The sequence below is a fragment of the Bacillus benzoevorans genome, from assembly GCF_014207535.1.
GTDB lineage: Bacteria > Bacillota > Bacilli > Bacillales > Cytobacillaceae > Bacillus_BD > Bacillus_BD benzoevorans.
Genome location: NZ_JACHGK010000008.1, coordinates 162,321 through 184,303 on the forward strand (window position 1 = coordinate 162,321; position 21,983 = coordinate 184,303).

The 21,983-nt window shown below is 41.0% G+C and carries 21 protein-coding genes, 1 pseudogene and 1 other annotated feature; all 22 genes and pseudogenes read left to right on the forward strand.

The window, feature by feature from the left end; all coding sequences use genetic code 11:
- Positions 1-248 precede the first annotated feature (248 nt).
- Positions 249-929 (forward strand): annotated as a pseudogene (locus HNR53_RS12780) (NfeD family protein); the annotation flags it as partial.
- A gap of 14 nt (positions 930-943) precedes the next feature.
- Positions 944-1,942 carry a flotillin-like protein FloA gene (gene floA / locus HNR53_RS12785; RefSeq protein ID WP_184526604.1) on the forward strand — a complete coding sequence of 333 codons (999 nt, stop codon included), beginning with the start codon at positions 944-946 and terminating at the stop codon, positions 1,940-1,942.
- A gap of 42 nt (positions 1,943-1,984) precedes the next feature.
- Positions 1,985-2,482 (forward strand): hypothetical protein, encoded by a 498-nt coding sequence (locus HNR53_RS12790; RefSeq protein WP_184526518.1) that lies wholly within the window; start codon positions 1,985-1,987, stop codon positions 2,480-2,482.
- Between the two features lie 71 nt (positions 2,483-2,553).
- Entirely contained in the window at positions 2,554-2,838 is a 285-nt protein-coding gene (gene yqfC, locus HNR53_RS12795) for a sporulation protein YqfC (RefSeq protein WP_184526520.1), read from the forward strand.
- A gap of 59 nt (positions 2,839-2,897) precedes the next feature.
- Entirely contained in the window at positions 2,898-4,091 is a 1,194-nt protein-coding gene (yqfD, locus tag HNR53_RS12800) for a sporulation protein YqfD (protein WP_184526522.1), read from the forward strand.
- Positions 4,088-5,047, forward strand: coding sequence for a PhoH family protein (locus HNR53_RS12805; protein WP_184526524.1), 960 nt, complete (start codon positions 4,088-4,090; stop codon positions 5,045-5,047). Before yqfD ends, HNR53_RS12805 begins: the two co-directional genes overlap by 4 nt.
- A gap of 258 nt (positions 5,048-5,305) precedes the next feature.
- Complete coding sequence (locus HNR53_RS12810; RefSeq protein ID WP_184526606.1) at positions 5,306-7,408, forward strand: HD family phosphohydrolase; 2,103 nt, start codon at positions 5,306-5,308, stop codon at positions 7,406-7,408.
- Complete coding sequence (ybeY, locus tag HNR53_RS12815) at positions 7,405-7,875, forward strand: rRNA maturation RNase YbeY (RefSeq protein ID WP_184526526.1); 471 nt, start codon at positions 7,405-7,407, stop codon at positions 7,873-7,875. Before HNR53_RS12810 ends, ybeY begins: the two co-directional genes overlap by 4 nt.
- The gene (locus HNR53_RS12820; RefSeq protein WP_184526528.1) at positions 7,853-8,239 is read left to right on the forward strand and encodes a diacylglycerol kinase family protein; all 387 of its coding nucleotides are present in this window, start codon (positions 7,853-7,855) and stop codon (positions 8,237-8,239) included. The genes ybeY and HNR53_RS12820 overlap by 23 nt, the downstream gene beginning before the upstream one ends.
- Positions 8,240-8,412: 173 nt before the next feature.
- Positions 8,413-9,333: a GTPase Era gene (gene era / locus HNR53_RS12825; RefSeq protein WP_184526530.1), complete on the forward strand. Its 921-nt coding sequence runs from the start codon at positions 8,413-8,415 to the stop codon at positions 9,331-9,333.
- A gap of 150 nt (positions 9,334-9,483) precedes the next feature.
- Entirely contained in the window at positions 9,484-9,627 is a 144-nt protein-coding gene (locus HNR53_RS12830) for a YqzL family protein (RefSeq protein WP_184526532.1), read from the forward strand.
- Positions 9,628-9,662: 35 nt separating this feature from the next.
- The gene (gene recO / locus HNR53_RS12835) at positions 9,663-10,433 is read left to right on the forward strand and encodes a DNA repair protein RecO (protein ID WP_184526534.1); all 771 of its coding nucleotides are present in this window, start codon (positions 9,663-9,665) and stop codon (positions 10,431-10,433) included.
- 40 nt (positions 10,434-10,473) lie between these two features.
- Positions 10,474-10,664, forward strand: a binding site (T-box leader).
- 61 nt (positions 10,665-10,725) lie between these two features.
- Positions 10,726-11,616 (forward strand): glycine--tRNA ligase subunit alpha, encoded by an 891-nt coding sequence (gene glyQ / locus HNR53_RS12840; RefSeq protein WP_184526536.1) that lies wholly within the window; start codon positions 10,726-10,728, stop codon positions 11,614-11,616.
- On the forward strand, positions 11,609-13,681 hold the full coding sequence (gene glyS / locus HNR53_RS12845; protein ID WP_184526539.1) for a glycine--tRNA ligase subunit beta: 2,073 nt from the start codon (positions 11,609-11,611) through the stop codon (positions 13,679-13,681). Before glyQ ends, glyS begins: the two co-directional genes overlap by 8 nt.
- A 235-nt stretch (positions 13,682-13,916) precedes the next feature.
- Entirely contained in the window at positions 13,917-14,549 is a 633-nt protein-coding gene (ccpN, locus tag HNR53_RS12850; protein ID WP_184526608.1) for a transcriptional regulator CcpN, read from the forward strand.
- 38 nt (positions 14,550-14,587) lie between these two features.
- On the forward strand, positions 14,588-15,409 hold the full coding sequence (locus HNR53_RS12855) for a pyruvate, phosphate dikinase/phosphoenolpyruvate synthase regulator (RefSeq protein WP_184526541.1): 822 nt from the start codon (positions 14,588-14,590) through the stop codon (positions 15,407-15,409).
- Positions 15,410-15,868: 459 nt separating this feature from the next.
- The gene (dnaG, locus tag HNR53_RS12860) at positions 15,869-17,662 is read left to right on the forward strand and encodes a DNA primase (protein ID WP_184526543.1); all 1,794 of its coding nucleotides are present in this window, start codon (positions 15,869-15,871) and stop codon (positions 17,660-17,662) included.
- Positions 17,663-17,697: 35 nt separating this feature from the next.
- Positions 17,698-18,822, forward strand: coding sequence for an RNA polymerase sigma factor RpoD (gene rpoD / locus HNR53_RS12865; RefSeq protein ID WP_184526545.1), 1,125 nt, complete (start codon positions 17,698-17,700; stop codon positions 18,820-18,822).
- A 77-nt stretch (positions 18,823-18,899) separates the two neighbouring features.
- A complete protein-coding gene (locus HNR53_RS12870) occupies positions 18,900-19,427 on the forward strand; it encodes a hypothetical protein (protein ID WP_184526547.1) in 528 nt (175 codons plus the stop codon).
- A gap of 198 nt (positions 19,428-19,625) precedes the next feature.
- Positions 19,626-20,000: a cytochrome c550 gene (cccA, locus tag HNR53_RS12875; protein ID WP_184526549.1), complete on the forward strand. Its 375-nt coding sequence runs from the start codon at positions 19,626-19,628 to the stop codon at positions 19,998-20,000.
- A 135-nt stretch (positions 20,001-20,135) separates the two neighbouring features.
- Complete coding sequence (locus tag HNR53_RS12880) at positions 20,136-20,846, forward strand: tRNA (adenine(22)-N(1))-methyltransferase (protein WP_184526551.1); 711 nt, start codon at positions 20,136-20,138, stop codon at positions 20,844-20,846.
- Positions 20,843-21,958, forward strand: coding sequence for a Nif3-like dinuclear metal center hexameric protein (locus HNR53_RS12885; protein WP_184526553.1), 1,116 nt, complete (start codon positions 20,843-20,845; stop codon positions 21,956-21,958). Before HNR53_RS12880 ends, HNR53_RS12885 begins: the two co-directional genes overlap by 4 nt.
- Positions 21,959-21,983 lie beyond the last annotated feature (25 nt).

A 21,983-nucleotide genomic window follows, 5' to 3' on the forward strand; every position in this document is an offset into this window, starting at 1 on the left:
CATCTATTATTGCTTATAAAAGGCTGCAGATTCCTCTGCAGCCTTTTTAATTTAGTTTGCTTGGCTTATTTCATATTTTTGCGATTTTTGAAACCATTTCTTTGTTGAATCGTATTCATTTATAATGAAAGTAAAGAAAGGAGGCTGGAACCGTGAACCGGAGCTTTCATTTGCGGATTCCCCTTGGATTTATCCTACTATCAACAGTTTTTCCGGTAGTTGCAAATGCCAGTACGATGAATAAGAGCAGCGAGGCTGATCCTTCATTTTTCGGGCATTTGACAGACTTTCTGATTCATCCTGCTGTTATTCCGATCCTTTTAACCATTGGTTGTTTAGGTCTGGTGCTGGAATTATTTACGCCCCGTATTGGACTTCCCGGTTTCGTCGGCATTGCCGCGTTTGCGCTCTTTTTTTACGGGCATTTAACAGCAGGCATCGCCGGTATTATGCCGCTGGTATTATTCGCCGCTGGTATTATCCTTATTTTATTAGAGATGGTGCTGCCGGGAGGAATCATTGGGATTATCGGCTTTGGGGCATTTTTAGCCAGCTTTTTCCTTGCCGCGGGCAATTTTGTCCATATGGCCTTCTCTTTGTTAATCGCGTTTACAGTTTCCATCTTGGCAAGTATCGTCATGATAAAGGTGTATGATAGAAAAATGAAATTTTTTAAAAAGCTAATTTTAACAGATGCAACGACAACCGAAAGCGGGTATGTTTCCAATCGCAATCGGACTGAATTGCTCGGGATTATCGGCATGGCTCTAACTGATTTGCGCCCTTCAGGTACGGTTCTGGTGGAAGATGAGCGGATCGATGTCGTATCAGAAGGTAGTTTTATTGCCAAAGGAACAAAGGTGAAGTTTATTAAAGTTGAAGGTTCCAGAATTGTCGTCCGCGAACTTGCGGATTTTGAAAAAGAATAGAGGAGTGATTTATGATGATAAGCGCAGGAACAGCTTTTTTATTAATTGCTGTAGTCATTGGTCTTATTTTATTAGCCGTATTATTTACATTTGTCCCTGTCATGCTGTGGATTTCAGCTCTTGCAGCAGGTGTTAAGGTCAGTATTTTTACCTTAATTGGAATGAGGCTGCGCCGCGTTATCCCAAGCCGGGTGATTAATCCCTTGATTAAAGCCCATAAAGCAGGGATAACGGTGACCACAAATCAACTGGAAAGCCACTATCTTGCCGGAGGGAATGTAGACCGTGTGGTGAATGCTTTAATTGCCGCACACAGAGCTAATATTGAATTAAGCTTTGAACGCTGTGCCGCGATTGATTTAGCTGGCCGTGATGTGCTGGAAGCCGTACAAATGAGTGTGAATCCGAAGGTGATTGAAACTCCATTTATTGCCGGTGTGGCGATGAACGGGATCGAAGTAAAGGCGAAAGCGAGAATTACCGTCAGAGCCAATATTGACCGCCTTGTAGGGGGGGCCGGTGAAGAAACGGTTATCGCCCGTGTCGGCGAAGGGGTCATCAGTACAATCGGTTCAAGTGAGCACCATAGTCAAGTATTGGAACACCCGGATTCCATTTCGCAAACTGTTCTTTCGAAGGGGCTTGATTCGGGAACAGCATTTGAAATCCTATCGATCGATATTGCGGACGTAGATATCGGTAAAAATATCGGAGCACACCTGCAAACAGAGCAGGCTGAAGCCGATAAGAAAATCGCCCAGGCAAAGGCGGAAGAACGACGTGCTATGGCTGTAGCCCTTGAGCAGGAAATGAAGGCCCGTGTAGAAGAAATGAAAGCAAAGGTTGTCGAATCGGAAGCGACGGTTCCATTAGCCATGGCAGAAGCGCTGAAGAGTGGTAACCTTGGTGTTATGGATTACATGAACCTGCAAAATATTACGGCAGATACAGATATGCGTGATTCCATCAGTAAGATGTCAGGGTCAGGAACAAAGGATGAAAAACGCAACTAGGTCGTGAATCCAGCTTAAAAAGGGCGAAAGGAGGTTCTTCAGGTGAACTTTTTCTTTGATAATCCATTTCTGGCTATTATCTTAATTGCTGTTATTTCCTCCTTTTTTAAAAAGAAAAAAGAGGATTCTGCGCAAAAACAGGGCAGTCCAAAACAGTTGGGCAACGGTCATAAGCCTCGACCGCTGAATCCTTTTGAAGAAGCGCGGGAGCTATTTAAGGAATTAGCGAGTTCTGTTTCAGAAGAGACGAAGCCTATTTCAAAAAAAACGAGGGAAAAAACGGTTCGCCAGTTGAAACGCAGTGCAGAAACCGCGGCAAGCAACTTAGTTCGTGCCGAACGAACGTCGATTGGTCTGCAAGATGTTGTACCTGAAACGGCTCAGGAGGCTGATACGCCTGCAGCGCTGACGCCGGGAACAACATCACAAAAGAAATTAGAAGTCCGGGAGAATCAAGTCATCGATGCGATTATTTGGTCGGAAATCCTGGGTCCTCCCAGAGCAAAAAAGCCATACATGAGGAATAATTTTAGAAGTTAAAGCAGGCAGGAAAAAAAGGTGCTAGAACCCCTTTTCATTTCATAATATGTGATGAAAGGGGGTTCTTTTTTATGGCGAAAAAGTGGGGACACATCTTACGCAGCTGGATTACCAAAAATATGGAGCTTCCACAGGATGTCATGATGGACCTACCCCGAATTACGATGATCGGCAACATACATATCTATATCGAAAACCACCGCGGGCTGATTACTTTTTCTGATAAGGAACTTAGACTGCTGTTAAAACAAGGGCAGTTATTAATAAAAGGGAAAGCATTTGTGATTAAAACGATATTACCGGAAGAAATCTTGCTGGAGGGGAAAATTGACCAGGTCACTTTTTTGCAGGAATAATCATGGCTAAACCGGGTGCAGGAACGGTTTCACTGATCAGTATCGGGGGGAGGACATAAATGAAGAATCAATGGCTGAATTTTTATCTTGGAAGTGTCGTCGTCAAAATCACCGGAAAAGGGCTTGAACGATGCATTAATAACCTGACAAGAAATGGATTATCTATTTGGGATGTCCGCCGCCAGGGAGTCCAATCCATTACCTTTAAAATTAAACTTGATGAAGTCCATAAGCTTAGGGTGAATATAAGAGGCAGTGGCTGCCGTGCCGAATTTCTCAAGCGGGAGGGAGTCCCGTTCTTTTTGAAAAGACTATATAAAAACAGCGGGATTCTTGTCGGTGCTATATTTTTTTTAGTCGTGCTCCTGCTTTTATCGAATATGGTTTGGGGCATTAAAATTGACGGGGCCGATCCGGCAACAGAGTATAAGATTCGCAAGGAATTGGACAAAATAGGGATAAAGACTGGTAAATTCCAATGGTCGGTTGATAACGTGGAATCGATTCAGCGCCAGCTGTCGAATCGTATTGAGGAGATTACATGGGTCGGTGTGGAATTAAACGGGACAACCTATCATCTGCAAGTCGTGGAAAAAAATGAACCGAAGCAGCCTGAATACTTGAGTCCACAGCATCTTGTGGCGAAAAAGAAGGCCGTCATCGTGGACATGTTTGTGGAAGAAGGACAGATGGTAGTCGATATCCATGACAGTGTCGCGGAGGGACAGCTTTTAGTTTCGGGATTAATCGGAAAAGAAGGGGAAACGATCGAGGTTCCTGCTAAAGGGAAGGTGTGGGGGGAAACGTGGTATCGTTCCGACGTGGAACTGCCGCTCAAAAGCACCTTTCAGGTGTACAACGGAAATGAAAAACGCAAATTTTACTTAAAGGCATGGAACTATAATATTCCGGTTTGGGGTTTTGGCAGAACCGAATACAAAGATTATGATATTGAATCCAATGAAAAAACGGTGAATTTTCTAAAATGGAAACTGCCTGTTTCGTTTGTTAGTGATACGATAAGGGAAAAAGACCAGGAGACAAGAATTTATTCAAAGGATGAAGCGATAGAAACAGCATTGGAGATGGCACGGGCTGATATTAAAGATAAGCTGGATGAGGATGCCTCGATTAAGGGTGAAAATGTTTTGCACCAGTCCATAGACAATGGTAAAGTAAAAATATCAGTACATTTTCAAATTATCGAAAATATTGCAGAGGGACAACCAATTATTCAAGGAGAGTCGGAATGACAGCAGATTTAAAAACCATGAATGTACAGCTGAAGGATTCAAATGAGGCGATTGTCTTAATTGGAAATTCAGACGCAAATTTAAAAGTAATTGAATTGGAACTTGGTGTTTCCATCATTACCAGAGGTGAAACGGTTTACGTTTCTGGTGATCCGGAACATGTAGAAATGGTCGGGCAAATTCTTGATGCCTTGCTATATGTGATCCGGAAAGGGATTCACATTAACCAAAGAGACGTCGCCTATGCCGTAAAGATGGCGAAAAAAGGAACACTTAGCTATTTTAAAGATTTATATGAGGAAGAAATTGCCAAGAACGCAAAAGGAAAATCGATTCGTGTCAAAACGATCGGACAACGCTATTATTTATCGGCCATCAAAAAAAATGATCTCGTTTTTGGGATTGGACCCGCTGGAACAGGGAAAACGTATTTGGCCGTTGTCATGGCGATCGTTGCGCTTAAAAGCGGAGCAGTGAAGCGGATTATTTTAACCCGCCCGGCGGTGGAAGCTGGGGAAAGTTTAGGATTTCTTCCTGGGGATTTAAAGGAGAAGGTGGATCCTTACCTGCGTCCTCTGTATGATGCCCTGCATGATGTATTAGGTGTAGAACAAACGGTGAGAATGATGGAACGCGGGATTATTGAAATTGCTCCATTAGCCTATATGAGGGGCAGAACGCTGGATGATGCTTTTGTCATTCTGGATGAAGCCCAGAATACAACGATTGCGCAAATGAAAATGTTTTTAACCCGGCTGGGGTTTGGCTCAAAAATGGTTATCACAGGGGATAAAACCCAGATTGACCTGCCTAAGGGCGTAACTAGCGGGCTGGTGATTGCTGAAGAAATTCTCCATGATGTGTCTGGCATTCGCATGATTTATCTTGAGCACAGTGATGTCGTCCGTCATCCGTTAGTGTCAAAAATTATCCAAGCTTATGAAGCGAAAGAATAAAAAAAACTGTTCGGGTTTCCGAATGGTTTTTTGCGCTTTAAATCATCAAGGTGTATAAAGGTCAACAAAAGTTTACGAATGATGGAATATGGATAAAATGAAGGGATAATTGGTTATTTTGAGGAAAATTTTAGAAAACGGTGAAAGTTATTAGAAAAACTGTTATCATTTTACATAACGTGAGAGGAAAATTTCATTAGATAAAGGTGGTAGAAAAACTTGCAGCACCATTTATTGAAAATAAGAAGCCTTCTGGGAATGACCTTTTTTCGGGTTGCTCTGTTTTTTATACTGGGAGTAGTTCTCTTTATCACGATGTATCAGAATGTGAAGCCGGAGAAGCTGGATTTAAACCTATTCTCTGTGGCCGAGCAGACGATCCGCTCACCGATTACGATTGAAGATAAAGTAAGTACGGCTGAAAAAAAGAAAGAAGCCGAGAATCAAGTAAAAGATGTTTATATATTAAATAAGGATATAACGCAAAACCGGATTGATTTAATCACTTCGATCTATAATTCTGCAAAAGAGGTTAACAGCGATTTTGCGAAAAAAGAGGACAAGGAAGGACTAAGCTTAGCGGAATTAGAGGCAGAAAAGCTGAATAATTTCAAAGGCAAATTATCGGAAACTGTAGCGAAGGATCTGTCTGATTCGTCATTAAAAACCTTGCTTTCAACGGCAAATGATGAATTGACGATTGCCCGCGATCTTTCGGTTACCGCGATTAATAAAGTCATGAGCCGCCGTATCCCTGCGCGCAGTGTGGAAAATGCTAAAAAAGAAGTGGAGGAGGAACTGCGTTTTACCTCTTTAGGGACAGGGTTGAAGAATTCCACGATTGAACTGGGGAGATATGCCATTATTCAAAATGAATTCTATGATCCACAGGCAACAAAGGAGCTGAGGAATCAAGCCGTAGAAGCAGTCGATCCGGTTAAAATTCTTCAGGGGCAGATTATCGTGGAAGAAAATCAATTAATTGACCGGGATATATTCCGCCAGCTGGAGCTCGTCGGGTTGCTGGATAATAAGCACTCGCTTCAGCCGTTCGCCGGGCTGCTGATTTTTATTTCCCTTTTTATCACTGCATTGTATTATTATTTTAATCATTTAGATGTCAAAAATGAAACAAAACACAGCTATATGATGCAGTTCAGCCTGATTTTTCTTCTCTCCATTGTCTTAATGAAAATGATTAGCTTTTTTCCAATGTACACGGATTCGGAAATTGCCTTTGTTTTTCCGGCAGCAGTGGGAGCCATGCTGCTTAAAATATTAATCGATGAAAAAATAGCAGTCCTATATACTTCTATTATGGCTGTGTGCGGCAGTATTATGTTTAATGAAGGTGTTTCAGGCTCACTCCATATGACTATTGCGATTTATATCCTCTGCAGTGGTTATGCCTCGATTATGTTTTTAAGCAAACATAATCATCGGGCCAAAATACTACGGGCCGGTCTGTTTGTTTCCATTGTCAATGTGCTGGTTATATTCTCGATCCTTTTCTTGCGTAACAGTCAGTATTCCGTAGAAGAGTATGCGGTCTTAGTCTTGCTTGCTTTGACGTCAGGGGTGTTATCAGCTGTCCTAACGATTGGACTCTTGCCATTCTTTGAGGCGGGATTTGGCCTATTGTCAACGATGAAGCTGATTGAACTTTCTAATCCGAATCATCCCCTCTTACGGAAGATTTTAACAGAGGCACCGGGAACGTATCATCATAGCATTATGGTCGCAAACCTGGCTGAAAGTGCTTGTGAGGCAATTGGCGCCAATGGTCTTTTGGCAAGAGTCGGCTGTTATTATCATGATATTGGAAAGACAAAACGACCGCAGTTTTTTATTGAGAATCAAATGAATATCGAAAACCCGCATGATCACTTAAAGCCGGAGACGAGCAAAGATGTTATTATGGATCATGTAAAGGATGGTGTAGAGTTGTTAAAGAAACACCGTTTTCCAAAGGAAATTATCGATATTACGGAACAGCATCATGGAACAACACTGCTGCAGTTTTTTTATCATAAGGTAATGCAAAGCGGTGTGGAGGTCACAGAGGAAGAATTTCGCTATCCCGGACCGAAAGCACGGACAAAGGAAACGGCAATTGTTGGTATTTCGGACAGTGTGGAAGCAGCTGTACGGTCGATGGGTCAGCCGACTCCAGAGCAGATCGAAGGACTGGTACGAAATATTATCGCTTCCAGGTTACAGGATAATCAATTTAGTGAATGCGATATTACGATTAAGGAATTGGATATGGTCGCCGATACATTATGTGAAACGCTGAATGGGATATTCCACTCAAGAATCAAATATCCTGAATTGAAGGAACAGAAGGTGAAGCATGCATGAGTTTAAATCTTGATTTTATGGACGAAACCGAAACGCTTAAGGACGAGGATTTTGCTATGCTCGAGCGTTTGTTAGATTTCGCTGCGGGTAAAGAAAAAGTGGAGGATGGCAGTGAATTATCGGTTACATTTGTGACTAATGAGCGCATCCGGGAAATAAACCGCGAGTACCGTGATAAAGACCAGCCAACAGATGTTATCTCATTCGCTATGGAAGAGCTTGGTGAAGGGGAAATCCCGCTAATCGGAGCTGATATGCCAAGGGTATTGGGAGATATTATTATTTCTGTTGTCAAAACAAAAGAACAAGCGGCAGAATATGGCCATACATTCAGCCGTGAGCTTGGATTTTTAGCCGTACACGGATTTCTTCATCTGCTCGGCTATGATCATGAAGAAGAGGAAGACGAGAAAAAGATGTTTGTTAGACAAAAGGAACTTTTAGATGAGTTCGGACTGCAAAGGTAGGAAAAAGGGCACTCTTCTTCATTCATTTTCATTCGCATTTTCAGGTATTTTCCATACGATTCGTCATGAGCGAAACATGAGGATTCATTGTACGGCAGCGGGACTTGTTATCCTGTTCGGTTTATACTTTCAGCTGTCTGCAAGCGAATGGATTTTTATCCTTTTAGCGATTGGCGGTATGTTCTCACTTGAGCTGGTTAATACAGCCATTGAACGTACCGTCGATCTTGTAACAGAGGAGTTTCACCCATTGGCAAAGCAGGCCAAGGATATTGCAGCAGGGGCTGTGCTTGTGTATGCCATCCTGTCGGTGATCATTGGGTGTATCATCTTCCTGCCCAAAATAGTGAAAAACGTGCTGTAATGCTAGAATTTTCGTTACAGCACGTTTTATTTTTTTGTTTAAAATGGAAACTTAAATTGTTGGAAAATTCCAAACAATTATAGTGAATTTCCTGCAGACAGTGAAATAATAAATAAAATAGGGTAAAATAAAAAGAAAGAATAATTAAGGGATCATTTACATCGGAGGCCATAATGAATAGTGAAGCAAACGAACAAGAATATAAATCAGGGTTTATCTCGATAATCGGAAGACCAAATGTAGGAAAATCCACCTTTATTAACCGGGTGATCGGCCAAAAAATTGCGATTATGAGTGATAAACCGCAAACGACAAGGAATAAGGTGCAGGGTGTTTTAACAACCAATAATGCTCAGTTTATTTTTATTGATACACCTGGTATTCATAAACCAAAGCATAAATTAGGCGATTTTATGATGAAGGTGGCACAAAATACTTTGAAGGAAGTAGATGTCATCTTGTTTATGGTCAATGCAGAGGAAGGATATGGCCGCGGGGAGGAATTTATTTTAGAGAAATTCCAAAATATTAAAACGCCGATCTTTTTAATCATAAATAAAATTGATCGGATTCATCCTGACGCACTGCTTTCTGTCATTGATTCCTATAAAGAAAAGTATGAATTTGCCGAAATTGTACCGATTTCCGCTCTTGAGGGGAATAATGTCGACAATTTGCTGGATATTATTAAGAATTACCTTCCAGCGGGACCGCAGTACTATCCGGCGGATCAGGTAACGGATCACCCGGAACGTTTTATCATAACGGAGTTGATTAGAGAGAAAGCATTACATTTAACAAGAGAAGAAGTGCCGCATTCTCTGGCGGTTGTCATGGATAAAATGGAACGGAAGAGCGATAAAGAAATGATTCATGTGATGGCGACAATCATAGTGGAAAGAGATTCGCAGAAAGGAATCATTATTGGGAAACAAGGCAAGATGTTAAAAGAAATTGGGAAGCGAGCGCGGGTAGATATAGAAAATTTACTTGGTTCAAAGGTTTTCCTGGAATTATGGGTGAAGGTGCAAAAGGATTGGCGCAATAAAGCTTCGCAGCTGCGCGATTACGGGTTCCGCGAAGATGAATATTAACTTGGTTAACTTTTAATGGGGGTTTGGTTTCATACTTGTTTTTTGATTGACAATATTTTCGTCTCATGATCAATTGAATACTGGCAACTATAAGAAAAAGGATTTGGAACAACAAATAGCTAGTCCATAAATTGAAAGGTGGGGTTTTCAATGTTAGATTTTACCTGGAAACTGTTTGTACAAACAGGTAATGTTGACACATATCTTCTTTTTAAGGAATTGGAAAAGGAGAATCAAGAAATACCCGAAAGTCAGGACAGTGAGCTAACAGAAATAGATTTTCCAATTCTGTAGTGTAGGTTTGTCTCTTTTTACAGGGATGGTGTAAGATGCTGCAAAAATGTGAAGGGATTGTCCTTCGAACAACGGACTATGGAGAAACCAATAAAATTATTACCTTGTTTACAAGGGAATGGGGAAAAATTGGGGTTATGGCGAGAGGCGCGAAAAAACCAAAAAGCAGGCTGGCGGCAATCACCCAGCCTTTTACATACGGCTATTTTTTAGTGCAGAAAGGCAGTGGGCTTGGAAGCCTGCAGCAGGGAGAAATGATCGCTTCCTGGCGTGGAATCAAAGAAGATATCTTCTTGACCGCTTATGCTAGTTTTATTGTCGAATTAACCGACAGGTGCGCGGAAGAAAAAAAGACCAATCCCTATTTTTTTGAATTACTTTATCAAACCTTAAATTTTATTAATGAAGGCTATGACCCAGATATTATGAAAAATATATATGAGATGAAAATGCTTCCCACTTTGGGAATGTATCCGGTGCTGAATCAATGTGTCGTATGCGGTGCCACCGAAGGACAGTTTTCCTTTTCCGTTAAAGAGGGGGGGATCATCTGCCACCGCTGTCTCGATAAAGACCCATACCATCTCAAAGTTTCAGCAGCAGCGGTTAAGCTGCTGCGGATCTTTTATTACCTGGACTTAACCCGCCTCGGAAACATATCTGTCAAACCACAAACAAAAGCGGAATTAAAAAAGGTGATTGACAGCTATTATGAGGAGTATTCCGGTTTATTTCTAAAAACGAGGAAATTTCTTGAACAGCTTGAGAAACTTGGAAAAGTGGATCGATCCAATATTGACAATTGATTTTGTTTTCGCTATGATTCAACTAGAAATATCAAATGGATAAATTGCTGTGATGGAAAGGAGTACTTAGCTCCCTCTAGTAAAGCGAATTCGGGATAGTGTGAGCCGAATGTAGAGCGTTAAGGAAGGGCATTCCGGAGCAATACAAGTGTCATAAGGCACTACTTAAAAGCGGCCGGTAAAAGCACCGGCAAATAGGGTGGAACCGCGGGTAAAACTCTCGTCCCTATGCAGTCATGCATAGGAACGGGAGTTTTTTGTTGCATTGAAAAAATTTTAAGGAGGTTTACCAATGAATATTCAAAATATGATTTTAACGTTGCAAAAACATTGGTCGGAGCAAGGCTGTATTTTAATGCAGGCCTATGATACAGAAAAAGGTGCGGGAACGATGAGTCCATACACATTCCTGCGCGCTATCGGACCTGAGCCTTGGAATGTGGCTTATGTTGAGCCGTCCCGCCGTCCTGCTGACGGTCGTTACGGAGAAAATCCAAATCGTCTGTATCAGCATCATCAATTTCAGGTTATTATGAAGCCATCGCCTGATAATATTCAAGAGCTTTATTTAGATTCTTTGAAGACTTTGGGAATTGACCCGCTGCAGCATGACATTCGCTTTGTAGAAGATAACTGGGAAAATCCTTCATTAGGTTGTGCCGGACTGGGCTGGGAAGTGTGGCTTGACGGAATGGAAATTACGCAATTTACCTATTTCCAACAGGTAGGAGGTCTTGAATGTAAGCCTGTTTCTGTTGAAATCACTTACGGAATTGAACGTCTCGCCTCTTATATACAGGACAAGGAAAATGTTTTTGACCTTGAATGGACAGAGGGATTCACGGTTCGCGATATATTCGGTCAGCCGGAATACGAGCATTCGAAATACACATTTGAAACATCTGATGTCGAGATGCTGTTTAATTTATTTAATATATATGAAAAAGAAGCCCATCGGCAAATGGATGAAGGTCTTGTCCATCCCGCATATGATTATGTTTTAAAATGTTCTCATACCTTTAACCTGCTTGATGCAAGAGGTGCTATTTCAGTAACCGAAAGAACAGGCTATTTGGCCCGCTGCCGCAATTTGGCTCGTAAAGTTGCCAAGACTTTCTATGAGGAACGTGAAAAACTGGGCTTTCCTATTTTAATGGCAAAGGAGGAAAACAGCCGTGGCTAAGAAAGATATTTTATTAGAAATTGGCTTAGAAGAAATGCCGGCACGTGTTGTGACAGACTCGATGAATCAGCTGGCTGAAAAGATGCGTAAATGGTTTGAAGAAAAGAAAATCGGCTATGAAAAGCTCCAGGCTTACTCAACACCGCGCCGTTTATCGATTCTTGTGACAAAGGTTGATGCCACGCAGGAAGATATTCATGAGGAAGCAAAAGGACCGGCGAAAAAAATCGCCTTGACTGATTCCGGTGAATGGACAAAGGCCGCAATCGGCTTTTCCCGCGGACAGGGAATGACTGTTGACGATATTTATTTTAAAGAAATCAGCGGTGTGGAATATGCCCATGTGAATAAGTTTATCGAAGGACAAGAAACAAGCACACTGCTTCCGGAACTGCAGGAATTGATAAAATCTCTGACATTCCCAAAAAACATGCGCTGGGCCGATCAGGAACTTCGCTACATTAGACCCATTAAATGGTTAGTGGCTCTATATGGACAGGAAATCATTCCTTTCTCCATTACAAATGTCGAAACAAGCAATTGGAGCATGGGACATCGTTTTCTGGGCGGTCGAGTAGAATTTACCAATCCGTCAGATTATGAAGAAGTATTGTTAAATGCGTTTGTGATTGCTGATCCGCAAAAAAGACAAGGGATGATTCTTGAGCAAATTAAAGTCCTTGAGAACGAAAATGGATGGGTGATCCCAGTAGACCAAGATTTGTTAGAAGAGGTTAATAACCTGGTCGAATATCCGACAGCTCTGTTTGGAAAATTTTCCGAAGCGTTTTTAGATCTGCCTGCGGAAGTGTTAATTACTTCGATGAAGGAGCATCAGCGCTATTTTCCAGTGAAAGCTGGGGATGGGAAATTGCTTCCTTTCTTTGTCACAGTAAGAAATGGTAATCAAGAATATTTAGAAAATGTAGCCCGCGGAAATGAAAAGGTGCTGCACGCGCGTCTTTCAGATGCTGACTTCTTTTACCGTGAAGATCAAAAAGCAGAGATTGGTCAAGCCTTAGAAAAGCTGAAAAAGATCGTTTATCATGAAGAGATCGGTACATTGGCGCAAAAAGTGACAAGGGTGCGCCGCTTGACGAATTGGCTGACCGGACAACTTCAATTTACTGAGGAGCAGCAAAAGAATGCTGACAGAGCAGCGGAAATCTGCAAATTTGATTTAGTATCCAATATGGTATATGAATTCCCTGAACTGCAAGGCTTTATGGGAGAAAAGTACGCTCTGCAAAAAGGAGAAAATGAGGCAGTAGCGAAGGCTGTGAACGAACATTATATGCCGCGCAATGCCGATGATGTTCCGCCTGCAAGTAGTGTGGGCGCTGCGCTTTCCATTGCTGAAAAAATCGATACGATTGCTTCCTTCTTTGCCATTGGGATGATTCCGAGCGGTTCACAGGACCCGTATGCATTAAGACGCCAGGCTACAGGAGTTGTACAGACGCTTAACAGCAAGGGATGGGATATTACGCTGGAGGAAATCTTTGAACATGCCGTAAGCGAACTGAAAGCTGATGGCATCGGCACGGAAAAATTGGCAGAAGTTCCTGCTGAGTTGGCTGCTTTCTTCAAGCTTCGTCTAAAGCATCTGCTTCAGGAGGAAGGGATTCGTTATGATTTAATTGATGCTGTACTAGCTGGTGAAATTGGAAATACTGCGAAGCTCGTGGCAAAAGCTGCTGTGCTTGAAGCCACAAGAACGAATGCTGACTTTAAAGAAAATATAGAAGCATTGAGCAGGGTATTAAATATTTCCAGCAAGGCAGAGCAAGCTGGCGAAATTCAAGAATCCTTATTTGAAAATGAGTCTGAAAAGCATTTGTATGAGCAATATCTGGCTGTTAAAGCAGCGCTGAAAGATACAGCAGCGGAAGAAGATTATTTTGCTCTGCTTATTTCCTTGAAACCAGCGATCAACGAATATTTTGACCATACGATGGTTATGGCGGATGATCTGGCGAAGAAACAAAATCGTTTAAATCAAATGGCGGCCATTGCGCAATTAATTAAGAAGTTTGCCAATGTAAATGAAATTATTGTGAAGTAGCATAATGCTTGAAAAATAATGAACGGATCGTTAAGATAAAAAGAGCCTGACTTTCTGGGCTCTCTTTTGTCTGAGCTTAATCATCTCATGCCGGGTTCCATGGATTCTAAAAGGGGTATTCATGGGGAATGTAAAAGGTCTCTTATGTAGACTATCTTTTCATTTGTAAAATAAATAGTATATAATAATTACATAATAGTATAGCATTATTATGTATTATCAGGCATGTTAGGTGGTGTTGACAATCGAACTGAATAAACGTCAAGAACAAATTTTGGAAATCGTAAAGGAAAATGGTCCGATAACAGGTGAACACATAGCTGACCGGTTGAGTTTGACGAGAGCAACACTGAGACCCGATCTTGCCATTTTAACAATGGCTGGTTTTTTGGATGCAAGACCTCGTGTGGGCTATTTTTATACAGGAAAAACTGGTGTACAACTGCTGACGGAAAACCTGCAAAAACTGCTTGTGAAGGATTATCAATCCATTCCGGTTGTTGTCAGCGAGAATATTTCTGTTTATGATGCCATTGTGACAATGTTTTTAGAAGATGTGGGTACTCTATTCATAGTGGATCAATCTTCATTACTCGTCGGTGTAGTATCACGCAAGGATTTATTGCGGGCGAGTATCGGCAAGCAGGAATTAAATGCATTGCCAGTCAATATTATTATGACCAGAATGCCGAATATTGCTATGTGCACCCGCGATGATTTACTAATTGATGTAGCAAAGAAATTGATTGAACGGCAGATTGACGCCATGCCTGTAGTGAAGGAGACCGATGCCGGTTTTGAGGTCATTGGCAGAGTGACAAAAACGAATATCGCCAAGGCATTGGTAGCACTTGCTGAGGATGCGTGATGTAAACACTCAATTAATGAAATAAAGGGGGATGTTATGTGGATGAACAAGTGCCTGTCATCTATGTTGTATCCGACTCAGTTGGAGAAACAGCTGAACTCGTCACAAAAGCGGCAATAAGCCAATTTTACGGCGAAGTGGTGAAAGTAAAACGATTTCCATTTGTAGAGGATATTAACAATGTAGATGAAGTGATTTCTCTTGCGAAGCATGATAGAGGAATGATCGTCTATACTCTCGTGAAACCGGAAATTCGTGAGTATATGAAAGAGACCTCGGTAAGAGAAGGAATTATGGCATCTGATATTCTTGGTCCGCTTATCGAGCAAATCGAAATATTATGCGGTGAAAAACCATTGAATGAACCTGGCATCATGCATAAATTAGATGAAGAGTATTTCAATAAGGTTGAAGCGATAGAATTTGCCGTGAAATATGATGATGGGCGTGATCCAAGAGGCATATTGAAGGCTGATTTAGTACTTGTCGGTGTATCCAGAACATCGAAAACGCCGCTTTCGCAATATTTAGCTCATAAGAGGATAAAGGTGGCGAATGTGCCGATTGTTCCTGAGGTAGATCCTCCAGAAGAACTTTTTAAGATTGCACCAGACAAATGCTTTGGTCTAAAAATCAGTCCCGAAAAGTTAAATAATATTAGGCGGGAACGTTTAAAAACTTTGGGTCTTAGTGATAGTGCGACATATGCAAAAATGGAGCGGATTCAAGAAGAGCTTGATTACTTTGAAAAGGTTATTGAAAAAATTGGCTGCCCGATTATAGATGTGACAAACAAGGCGGTTGAAGAAACAGCCAATATTATTTTTGATACGCATCAAAAAAATATAGAATTAAAATAGCACATCAAGGCAATGTGCTATTTTAATTGTTTGTTTTTAAACGCAAGTGTATTACATATATTAAAGAGGTTCATTCAAAATAGTTGAATTTTATTCATAAAAAACTCAGTAATTACATCATTTTTTATAAAAAAACTAATGCAAATATCAGATTTATATACTATAATAAAAAATTGTGATAAAAATGCTTCAGAATAGGTTTAGACTTTCCATTCGGGGAATAAACTATTTATTGTGAGAAGTCAAGAAGGCTGATGAAAAAAAATTCGACATTTCTTCATCAGAAAAGTTACTCAGCGAAAGAAGGAATATGCGGAGTGATGTAGAATTATTAGTACAATAGGGAATTCAGTCAGGATTAGGCAAAATTTACGCAAGATTTGTCGAAAATCTTAACGAATTTTGAAGGAAATTAGACTTTTTTAGCGAATACCTCATAAAAGGAATGGAGGTGTTCCTTTGTTAAAACGGATTTCCGAAGACAAGTTAAACGAAATCAGGCAGGCTTCGGATATTGTTGATGTCATTAGCGATTATGTGCAGCTGAAAAAACAAGGACGTAATTATTTCGGTCTCTGTCCGTTCCATGGCGAAAACACTCCATCTTTTTCCGTTTCTTCAGATAAACAAATATACCATTGCTTTGGCTGCGGTGCAGGAGGAAATGTCTTTTCCTTCTTAATGGAAATAGAAGGTTATTCTTTTCAGGAAGCGGCCATTAAGCTTGCTGACAGAGCCAATATGGATCTGGGTGTGGAACTTGCCCCATCAGGACAAAGCCAGCAATCGATTGCTCCTCAGTTCCAGCAAATGATCGAAGCACATAATCTGTTAAGTAAATTTTATCATCATTTGTTAGTAAACACAAAAGAGGGTCAGCATGCATTAGAGTATTTACAGAAAAGAGGATTCACTTCCGCATCGATTGATAAGTTTCACATTGGCTATGCATTGGACTCATGGGATTTTGTTTATAAATTTTTAACGAAGAAAGATTTCCAGCCAAGCCTGATAGAGCAGGCAGGACTTATTATCCGGCGTGAACAGGATGGAAGTTATTTTGATCGCTTCCGTGATCGGATTATGTTTCCTATCATGGACCAAAATGGCAATACGATTGCTTTTTCAGGAAGAACCTTGGGGGCGGGAGAGCCCAAATATTTAAATAGTCCTGAAACAGCTATCTTTAATAAAAGTAAAGTGTTATACAATTATCATCAAGCAAGACCGGCGATCCGCAAACTACAGCAGGCTGTATTATTTGAAGGATTCGCTGATGTCATCGCTGCTGATCGCTCAGGTGTTGAAAACGGCATTGCTACGATGGGAACATCCCTAACAGAAGAGCATGTTTCAATTTTGAAGAAAAATGTTCAATCGATAACGATCTGTTACGATTCAGATTCTGCCGGTATTGAAGCTGCATTTAGGGCAGGAAAAATGCTGCATGAATCGAGGTGTCAAGTTAAAGTTGCCATGATGCCAAATGGGATGGATCCTGATGAATATGTAAAGGAATTCGGGGAGGAGAAATTCCGTACTGATATCATTCAGGGCAGTATGACCCTGATGAGCTTCAAGCTGCTTTATTATCGTAAAGGGAAAAATATGCAAAATGAAGGAGATCGATTACGATATATCGAACAGATATTGTTAGAAATCAGTCGCCTTGATATGGCTGTTGAAAGAGATATGTACTTACGACAGCTGGCAGATGAATTTCAACTTTCATTAGAAGCATTAAAAGAACAGGAAAAACAATACTCCAGGAAGCAAAATCAGAAACAGCCGCCAAGACCACCCGTTATGCATAAGCAGACAGTTCGTATTAAGCCTGCTTATCAGAATGCGGAACGGCTGCTGATTGCCCATATGCTTCGTGATGTTGATTTGACTTATAAAGTTCAAGAGCTTATGAGGGGAAATTCCTTTAATATTGATGTGCATCAGGCAATCATAACTTATTTATACGCCTTTTATGAAAGTGGTCATGAACCAAATGTCAGTGCATTTCTTAGTTTCATCGATGATGTAAAGCTGCGGAGAATCTTGGTTGAGATTGAAATGATCTCCGTGGAAGAAGATATTTCTGAGCAGGAATTACTCGATTATATAAATCAGGTGTTGAAACATCAAAAGATGTTAAAGATAAAAGAAAAAGAAACGGAATTAAAGGATGCTGAACGCCATCATGATTTTAACCGGGCTAAAGCGCTTTTAACAGAAATAATACAATTACGCAAAACATTATAAATGTTTTTCTTTGATTTCTGGAAGGAGGGGGACAAATGGCTGAAAAGTCGGCTCATTCAAAAGAGGTTGAATCAGAATTGACCCTGGAACAAGTGAAAGAACAATTAACACAGCTGGGAAAGAAGACAGGTGTCTTAGCCTATGATGATATTGCAGAAAAATTAGCATCATTTGAGCTCGATTCCCACCAAATGGACGAATTTTATGAATTTCTTGGTGATCACGGAGTTGAGCTTGTAGGAGAGCAAGAGGAATCTGATCCGAATGTGAAAGAGTTAGCTAAAAACGAAGAAGAATTTGATTTAAATGATTTAAGTGTCCCTCCAGGGGTGAAAATTAATGACCCTGTACGGATGTATTTAAAAGAAATTGGCCGTGTCGATTTATTATCCGCTGAAGAGGAGATCAATCTGGCGCATCGTATTGAACAAGGGGATGAAGAAGCGAAAAAGCGTCTCGCTGAAGCAAACCTTCGTTTAGTTGTCAGTATTGCCAAACGATATGTCGGTCGAGGTATGCTATTCCTCGATTTGATCCAAGAAGGAAATATGGGTTTAATCAAAGCAGTAGAAAAGTTTGATTACCAAAAGGGATTTAAATTCAGTACGTATGCAACATGGTGGATCCGCCAGGCCATTACTCGTGCCATTGCTGACCAGGCAAGAACGATCCGTATCCCGGTGCATATGGTTGAGACCATTAATAAATTAATCCGTGTGCAGCGTCAATTGCTCCAGGACTTAGGGCGCGAACCGACTCCGGAAGAAATTGGAGAAGATATGGATTTATCACCGGATAAAGTTCGTGAAATCTTAAAAATCGCGCAGGAGCCAGTATCACTTGAAACACCGATTGGTGAGGAAGATGATTCACATCTTGGCGATTTCATTGAGGACCAGGATGCAACATCACCATCTGAGCATGCTGCCTATGAGCTGTTAAAAGAACAGCTTGAGGATGTATTGGATACTTTGACAGATCGGGAAGAAAATGTATTGCGTCTCCGTTTCGGTCTTGACGATGGCCGGACACGTACACTGGAAGAAGTAGGAAAGGTTTTCGGTGTAACACGTGAACGTATTCGTCAAATTGAAGCAAAAGCATTAAGAAAGCTGAGACACCCAAGCAGAAGCAAAAGGTTGAAAGACTTTTTAGAATAGTATTGCTTAAAAATAGTTTACTTCTTATGATAGAGGTGAACTATTTTTTTTACATTTTAGGAAGTGATGACTTACTGATGGATGAGACTCGAAAACAAATTATTATTAAAGAAATTGATTACTGGAAGGAACATCATTTGCTGCCGGAACAATACTGCAATTTTTTATTGGCCCTTTACACAGAAGGGAATGGGATTAAGAATAAGAGAAATAAGTTGAGTAAAAACAAAAAACAGCTGCTATGGCTCCTTGTTGTTCCTGTTTTCATATTTTTTCTATATTTTACTGAATTATCTCTCATTTTGCAAATCGCTATTTCCATTATTTTTCTATTCATTGGTACTTATTTAACCATTTATTTTACAAAACAAGGCTTTTTCTATCAGATTCCGCTTATTCTTACGGCAATATTTGTATTACTTATGTCGGTGGAAGTAGTACAAAAGCTCTTTTCTAATCATATTTTCAGTCTTTATGGAATTTTATTGTGCAATTGTTTTATTTGGCTGTTTAGCGGAATTAAGTTGAAGTTGGTTTATTTTACTATTTCCGGAATCCTGGGAATGATCCTGCTGCTGTTCTTTTTTCTGAGCCATGTGATATAAAGGGATAGAGGTATTTTTTTCGGAAAAACTAAGGATAAGGTCGTAGTATTCATTATATTGGTGAATTTATGTCTATTTTGCAAACTCATGTGACAAAGTTTGCATTAGGTCTTTTCCTATGATCATTTTTCAAGTAAAATAGAAGTTGTTTAAATACGTTATTTATTCAAAATGTTGTACATAAGGGAGGGTAATGTTATGAAACGCAATCCGATTATGCCATTTGTGGTTATTATGGTGGTTGGAGTTTTAGCCATGTTTCTTTTTTCATTCAAAGGTATTGGCGATTCAAAACAGTTAGCTGATGAAATAGCAAACGGAGGCAAACAAGAAGCACCGACTGAACAAGTTGCTTCAAATCCTGAGGATATTTATAAGCAAAGCTGTCTTGCTTGTCATGGAGACCAATATCAAGGCGCAGTTGGACCTGCATTAAAAGGTGTTGGTGACAGAAGAACGAAGGAAGAAATTCAGGATATTATTTCGACTGGAACAAATAACGTCGCTATGCCTAAAGGTTTAGTTCCTGCGGATAAAGCCGGCGAAGTTGCAGAGTGGTTAATGGGTCTTTAATCCAAATTTGTTGTATCGATAAAAGAAAACGGATACACAAGCAGTAAAAAAGGAAGTCCTTTGCATATGCAGAGGACTTTTCTTATACTTATAGAGAATGAAAATCTATATATTTGAAGGTTAAGTGGTGAAGGAATGAATAGTGAAAAATTATCGCTGCGGCTGGAAATCGTCGCTAAATACATACCGAGTGGTGCCCGTCTAGCTGATATCGGCTCTGACCATGCTTATTTGCCATGCCATGTGGTGCAAAAAGGAGTGGTTCCATTTGCTATTGCCGGGGAGGTGGCAGAAGGGCCATTTCAATCGGCTACAGGTCAGGTGGAAGCAAAAGCGCTGGCGGAAAAAATCTCTGTCCGCAAAGGGGACGGCTTAGAGGTAATCGAGCCGGGAGAAGTTGATTGTATCACGATTGCCGGAATGGGAGGCGCTTTAATCGCAAGTATTTTAGAAGCGGGGAAGGGAAAACTCGAGAGTGTAAAACGTCTCATCCTGCAGCCAAATATCAGCGCTTTTTCCATTCGCACGTGGCTCCTTGAAAACAAGTGGGGATTAACGGGTGAAGAGATAGTGGAAGAGGACGGTAAAATATATGAAATACTGGTTGCGGAACAAACGGATACCCATGCTGCTTATGGAGATGAACTTGAGAAAGGATTGTTATTCGGTCCGTTTTTACTGAAAGAAAAGAATCCGGTATTTCAGAAAAAGTGGCATGGCGAAAAAGAAAACTGGCTGAAAATTGTGCGGAATTTAGAGCATGCTTCTGCAACCGATGAGAATAACCGGAAAAAACAGGAACTGTTACGGAAAGTTCAGCTCGCAGAGGAGGTACTGGGTCAGTGAAAAAAGTTAATGGTCATGAAATCATTCAATTATTTGAACAGTTTGCTCCGAAGCAGTATGCCATGGAAGGGGATAAAGTCGGCCTGCAAATTGGCCGCTTGAATAAACCGGTACAGCGGGTCATGATAGCCCTTGATGTTTTGGAGAATGTGGTCGATGAAGCCATTGCCAAGAAAGCTGATTTGATTATTGCTCATCACCCGCTTATTTACCGGCCGCTGCAAAATATTTTAACTGATAAACTTCCGGGAAGAATGATTGAAAAGCTGCTCAAACACGAAATTACGGTCTATGCAGCTCACACCAATTTAGATATTGCCCAGGGCGGTATCAATGATTGGCTGGCAGCTGCACTTGGTTTAGAGAATACGAAGGTGTTAGTGCCAACTTATGAGACAAAGCTGAAAAAACTGGTTGTCTATGTACCGCAGGAACAGTCTCAGACGGTAAAAAATGCGCTGGGAGAGGCCGGAGCAGGAGCAATAGGCAACTATAGTCATTGTATGTTCAGCAGCCGGGGAACGGGGCAATTTAAGGCTGGAGAAGGGACCGATCCGTTTATCGGACATATTGGGGAACTGGAACAGGTGAGCGAAGAGAGGATCGAAACGATTTTTCCGGAACATCTCGAGAAAAAAGTTCTACAGGCGATGCTCAAAGCCCATCCATATGAGGAAGTTGCTTATGATATTTATCCTCTTGAAAATAAAGGGGAAACGCTGGGACTGGGCAGAATTGGGGAAATTCAAGAAATGACCCTGAAGGAATTTGCCGGAATGGTGAAAAAGGCTCTCGCTGTACCGGCAGTCCGAGTCGTCGGCGATTTATCAGCCAAAGTGAAAAAGGTGGCTGTCCTTGGCGGTGACGGGAATAAATATATTTCCGCAGCGAAATTTAACGGTGCAGACGTATATATTACAGGGGACTTATATTACCATACCGCCCATGACGCGATGATGCTGGGGCTGAATGTAATTGACCCCGGGCATAATGTGGAGAAGATTATGAAGCAGGGGGTGGCACAATATTTAACGGGAAAATGCTCCGAGAAAGGGTACGATGTCAGTATATTTTCTTCCACGGAAAATACTGAGCCGTTTCAATTTCTATAACAATGTAAAGAGGCTGTCCTGGGGT

Coding starts and splice junctions, on each gene's coding strand:
- floA (WP_184526604.1), top strand. CDS start 944: ATGATAAGCGCAGGAACAGCTTTTTTATTAATTGCTGTAGTCATTGGT.
- yqfC (WP_184526520.1), top strand. CDS start 2,554: ATGGCGAAAAAGTGGGGACACATCTTACGCAGCTGGATTACCAAAAAT.
- yqfD (WP_184526522.1), top strand. CDS start 2,898: ATGAAGAATCAATGGCTGAATTTTTATCTTGGAAGTGTCGTCGTCAAA.
- HNR53_RS12805 (WP_184526524.1), top strand. CDS start 4,088: ATGACAGCAGATTTAAAAACCATGAATGTACAGCTGAAGGATTCAAAT.
- HNR53_RS12810 (WP_184526606.1), top strand. CDS start 5,306: ATGACCTTTTTTCGGGTTGCTCTGTTTTTTATACTGGGAGTAGTTCTC.
- ybeY (WP_184526526.1), top strand. CDS start 7,405: ATGAGTTTAAATCTTGATTTTATGGACGAAACCGAAACGCTTAAGGAC.
- HNR53_RS12820 (WP_184526528.1), top strand. CDS start 7,853: ATGAGTTCGGACTGCAAAGGTAGGAAAAAGGGCACTCTTCTTCATTCA.
- era (WP_184526530.1), top strand. CDS start 8,413: ATGAATAGTGAAGCAAACGAACAAGAATATAAATCAGGGTTTATCTCG.
- HNR53_RS12830 (WP_184526532.1), top strand. CDS start 9,484: ATGTTAGATTTTACCTGGAAACTGTTTGTACAAACAGGTAATGTTGAC.
- recO (WP_184526534.1), top strand. CDS start 9,663: ATGCTGCAAAAATGTGAAGGGATTGTCCTTCGAACAACGGACTATGGA.
- glyQ (WP_184526536.1), top strand. CDS start 10,726: ATGAATATTCAAAATATGATTTTAACGTTGCAAAAACATTGGTCGGAG.
- rpoD (WP_184526545.1), top strand. CDS start 17,698: ATGGCTGAAAAGTCGGCTCATTCAAAAGAGGTTGAATCAGAATTGACC.
- HNR53_RS12870 (WP_184526547.1), top strand. CDS start 18,900: ATGGATGAGACTCGAAAACAAATTATTATTAAAGAAATTGATTACTGG.
- cccA (WP_184526549.1), top strand. CDS start 19,626: ATGAAACGCAATCCGATTATGCCATTTGTGGTTATTATGGTGGTTGGA.
- HNR53_RS12880 (WP_184526551.1), top strand. CDS start 20,136: ATGAATAGTGAAAAATTATCGCTGCGGCTGGAAATCGTCGCTAAATAC.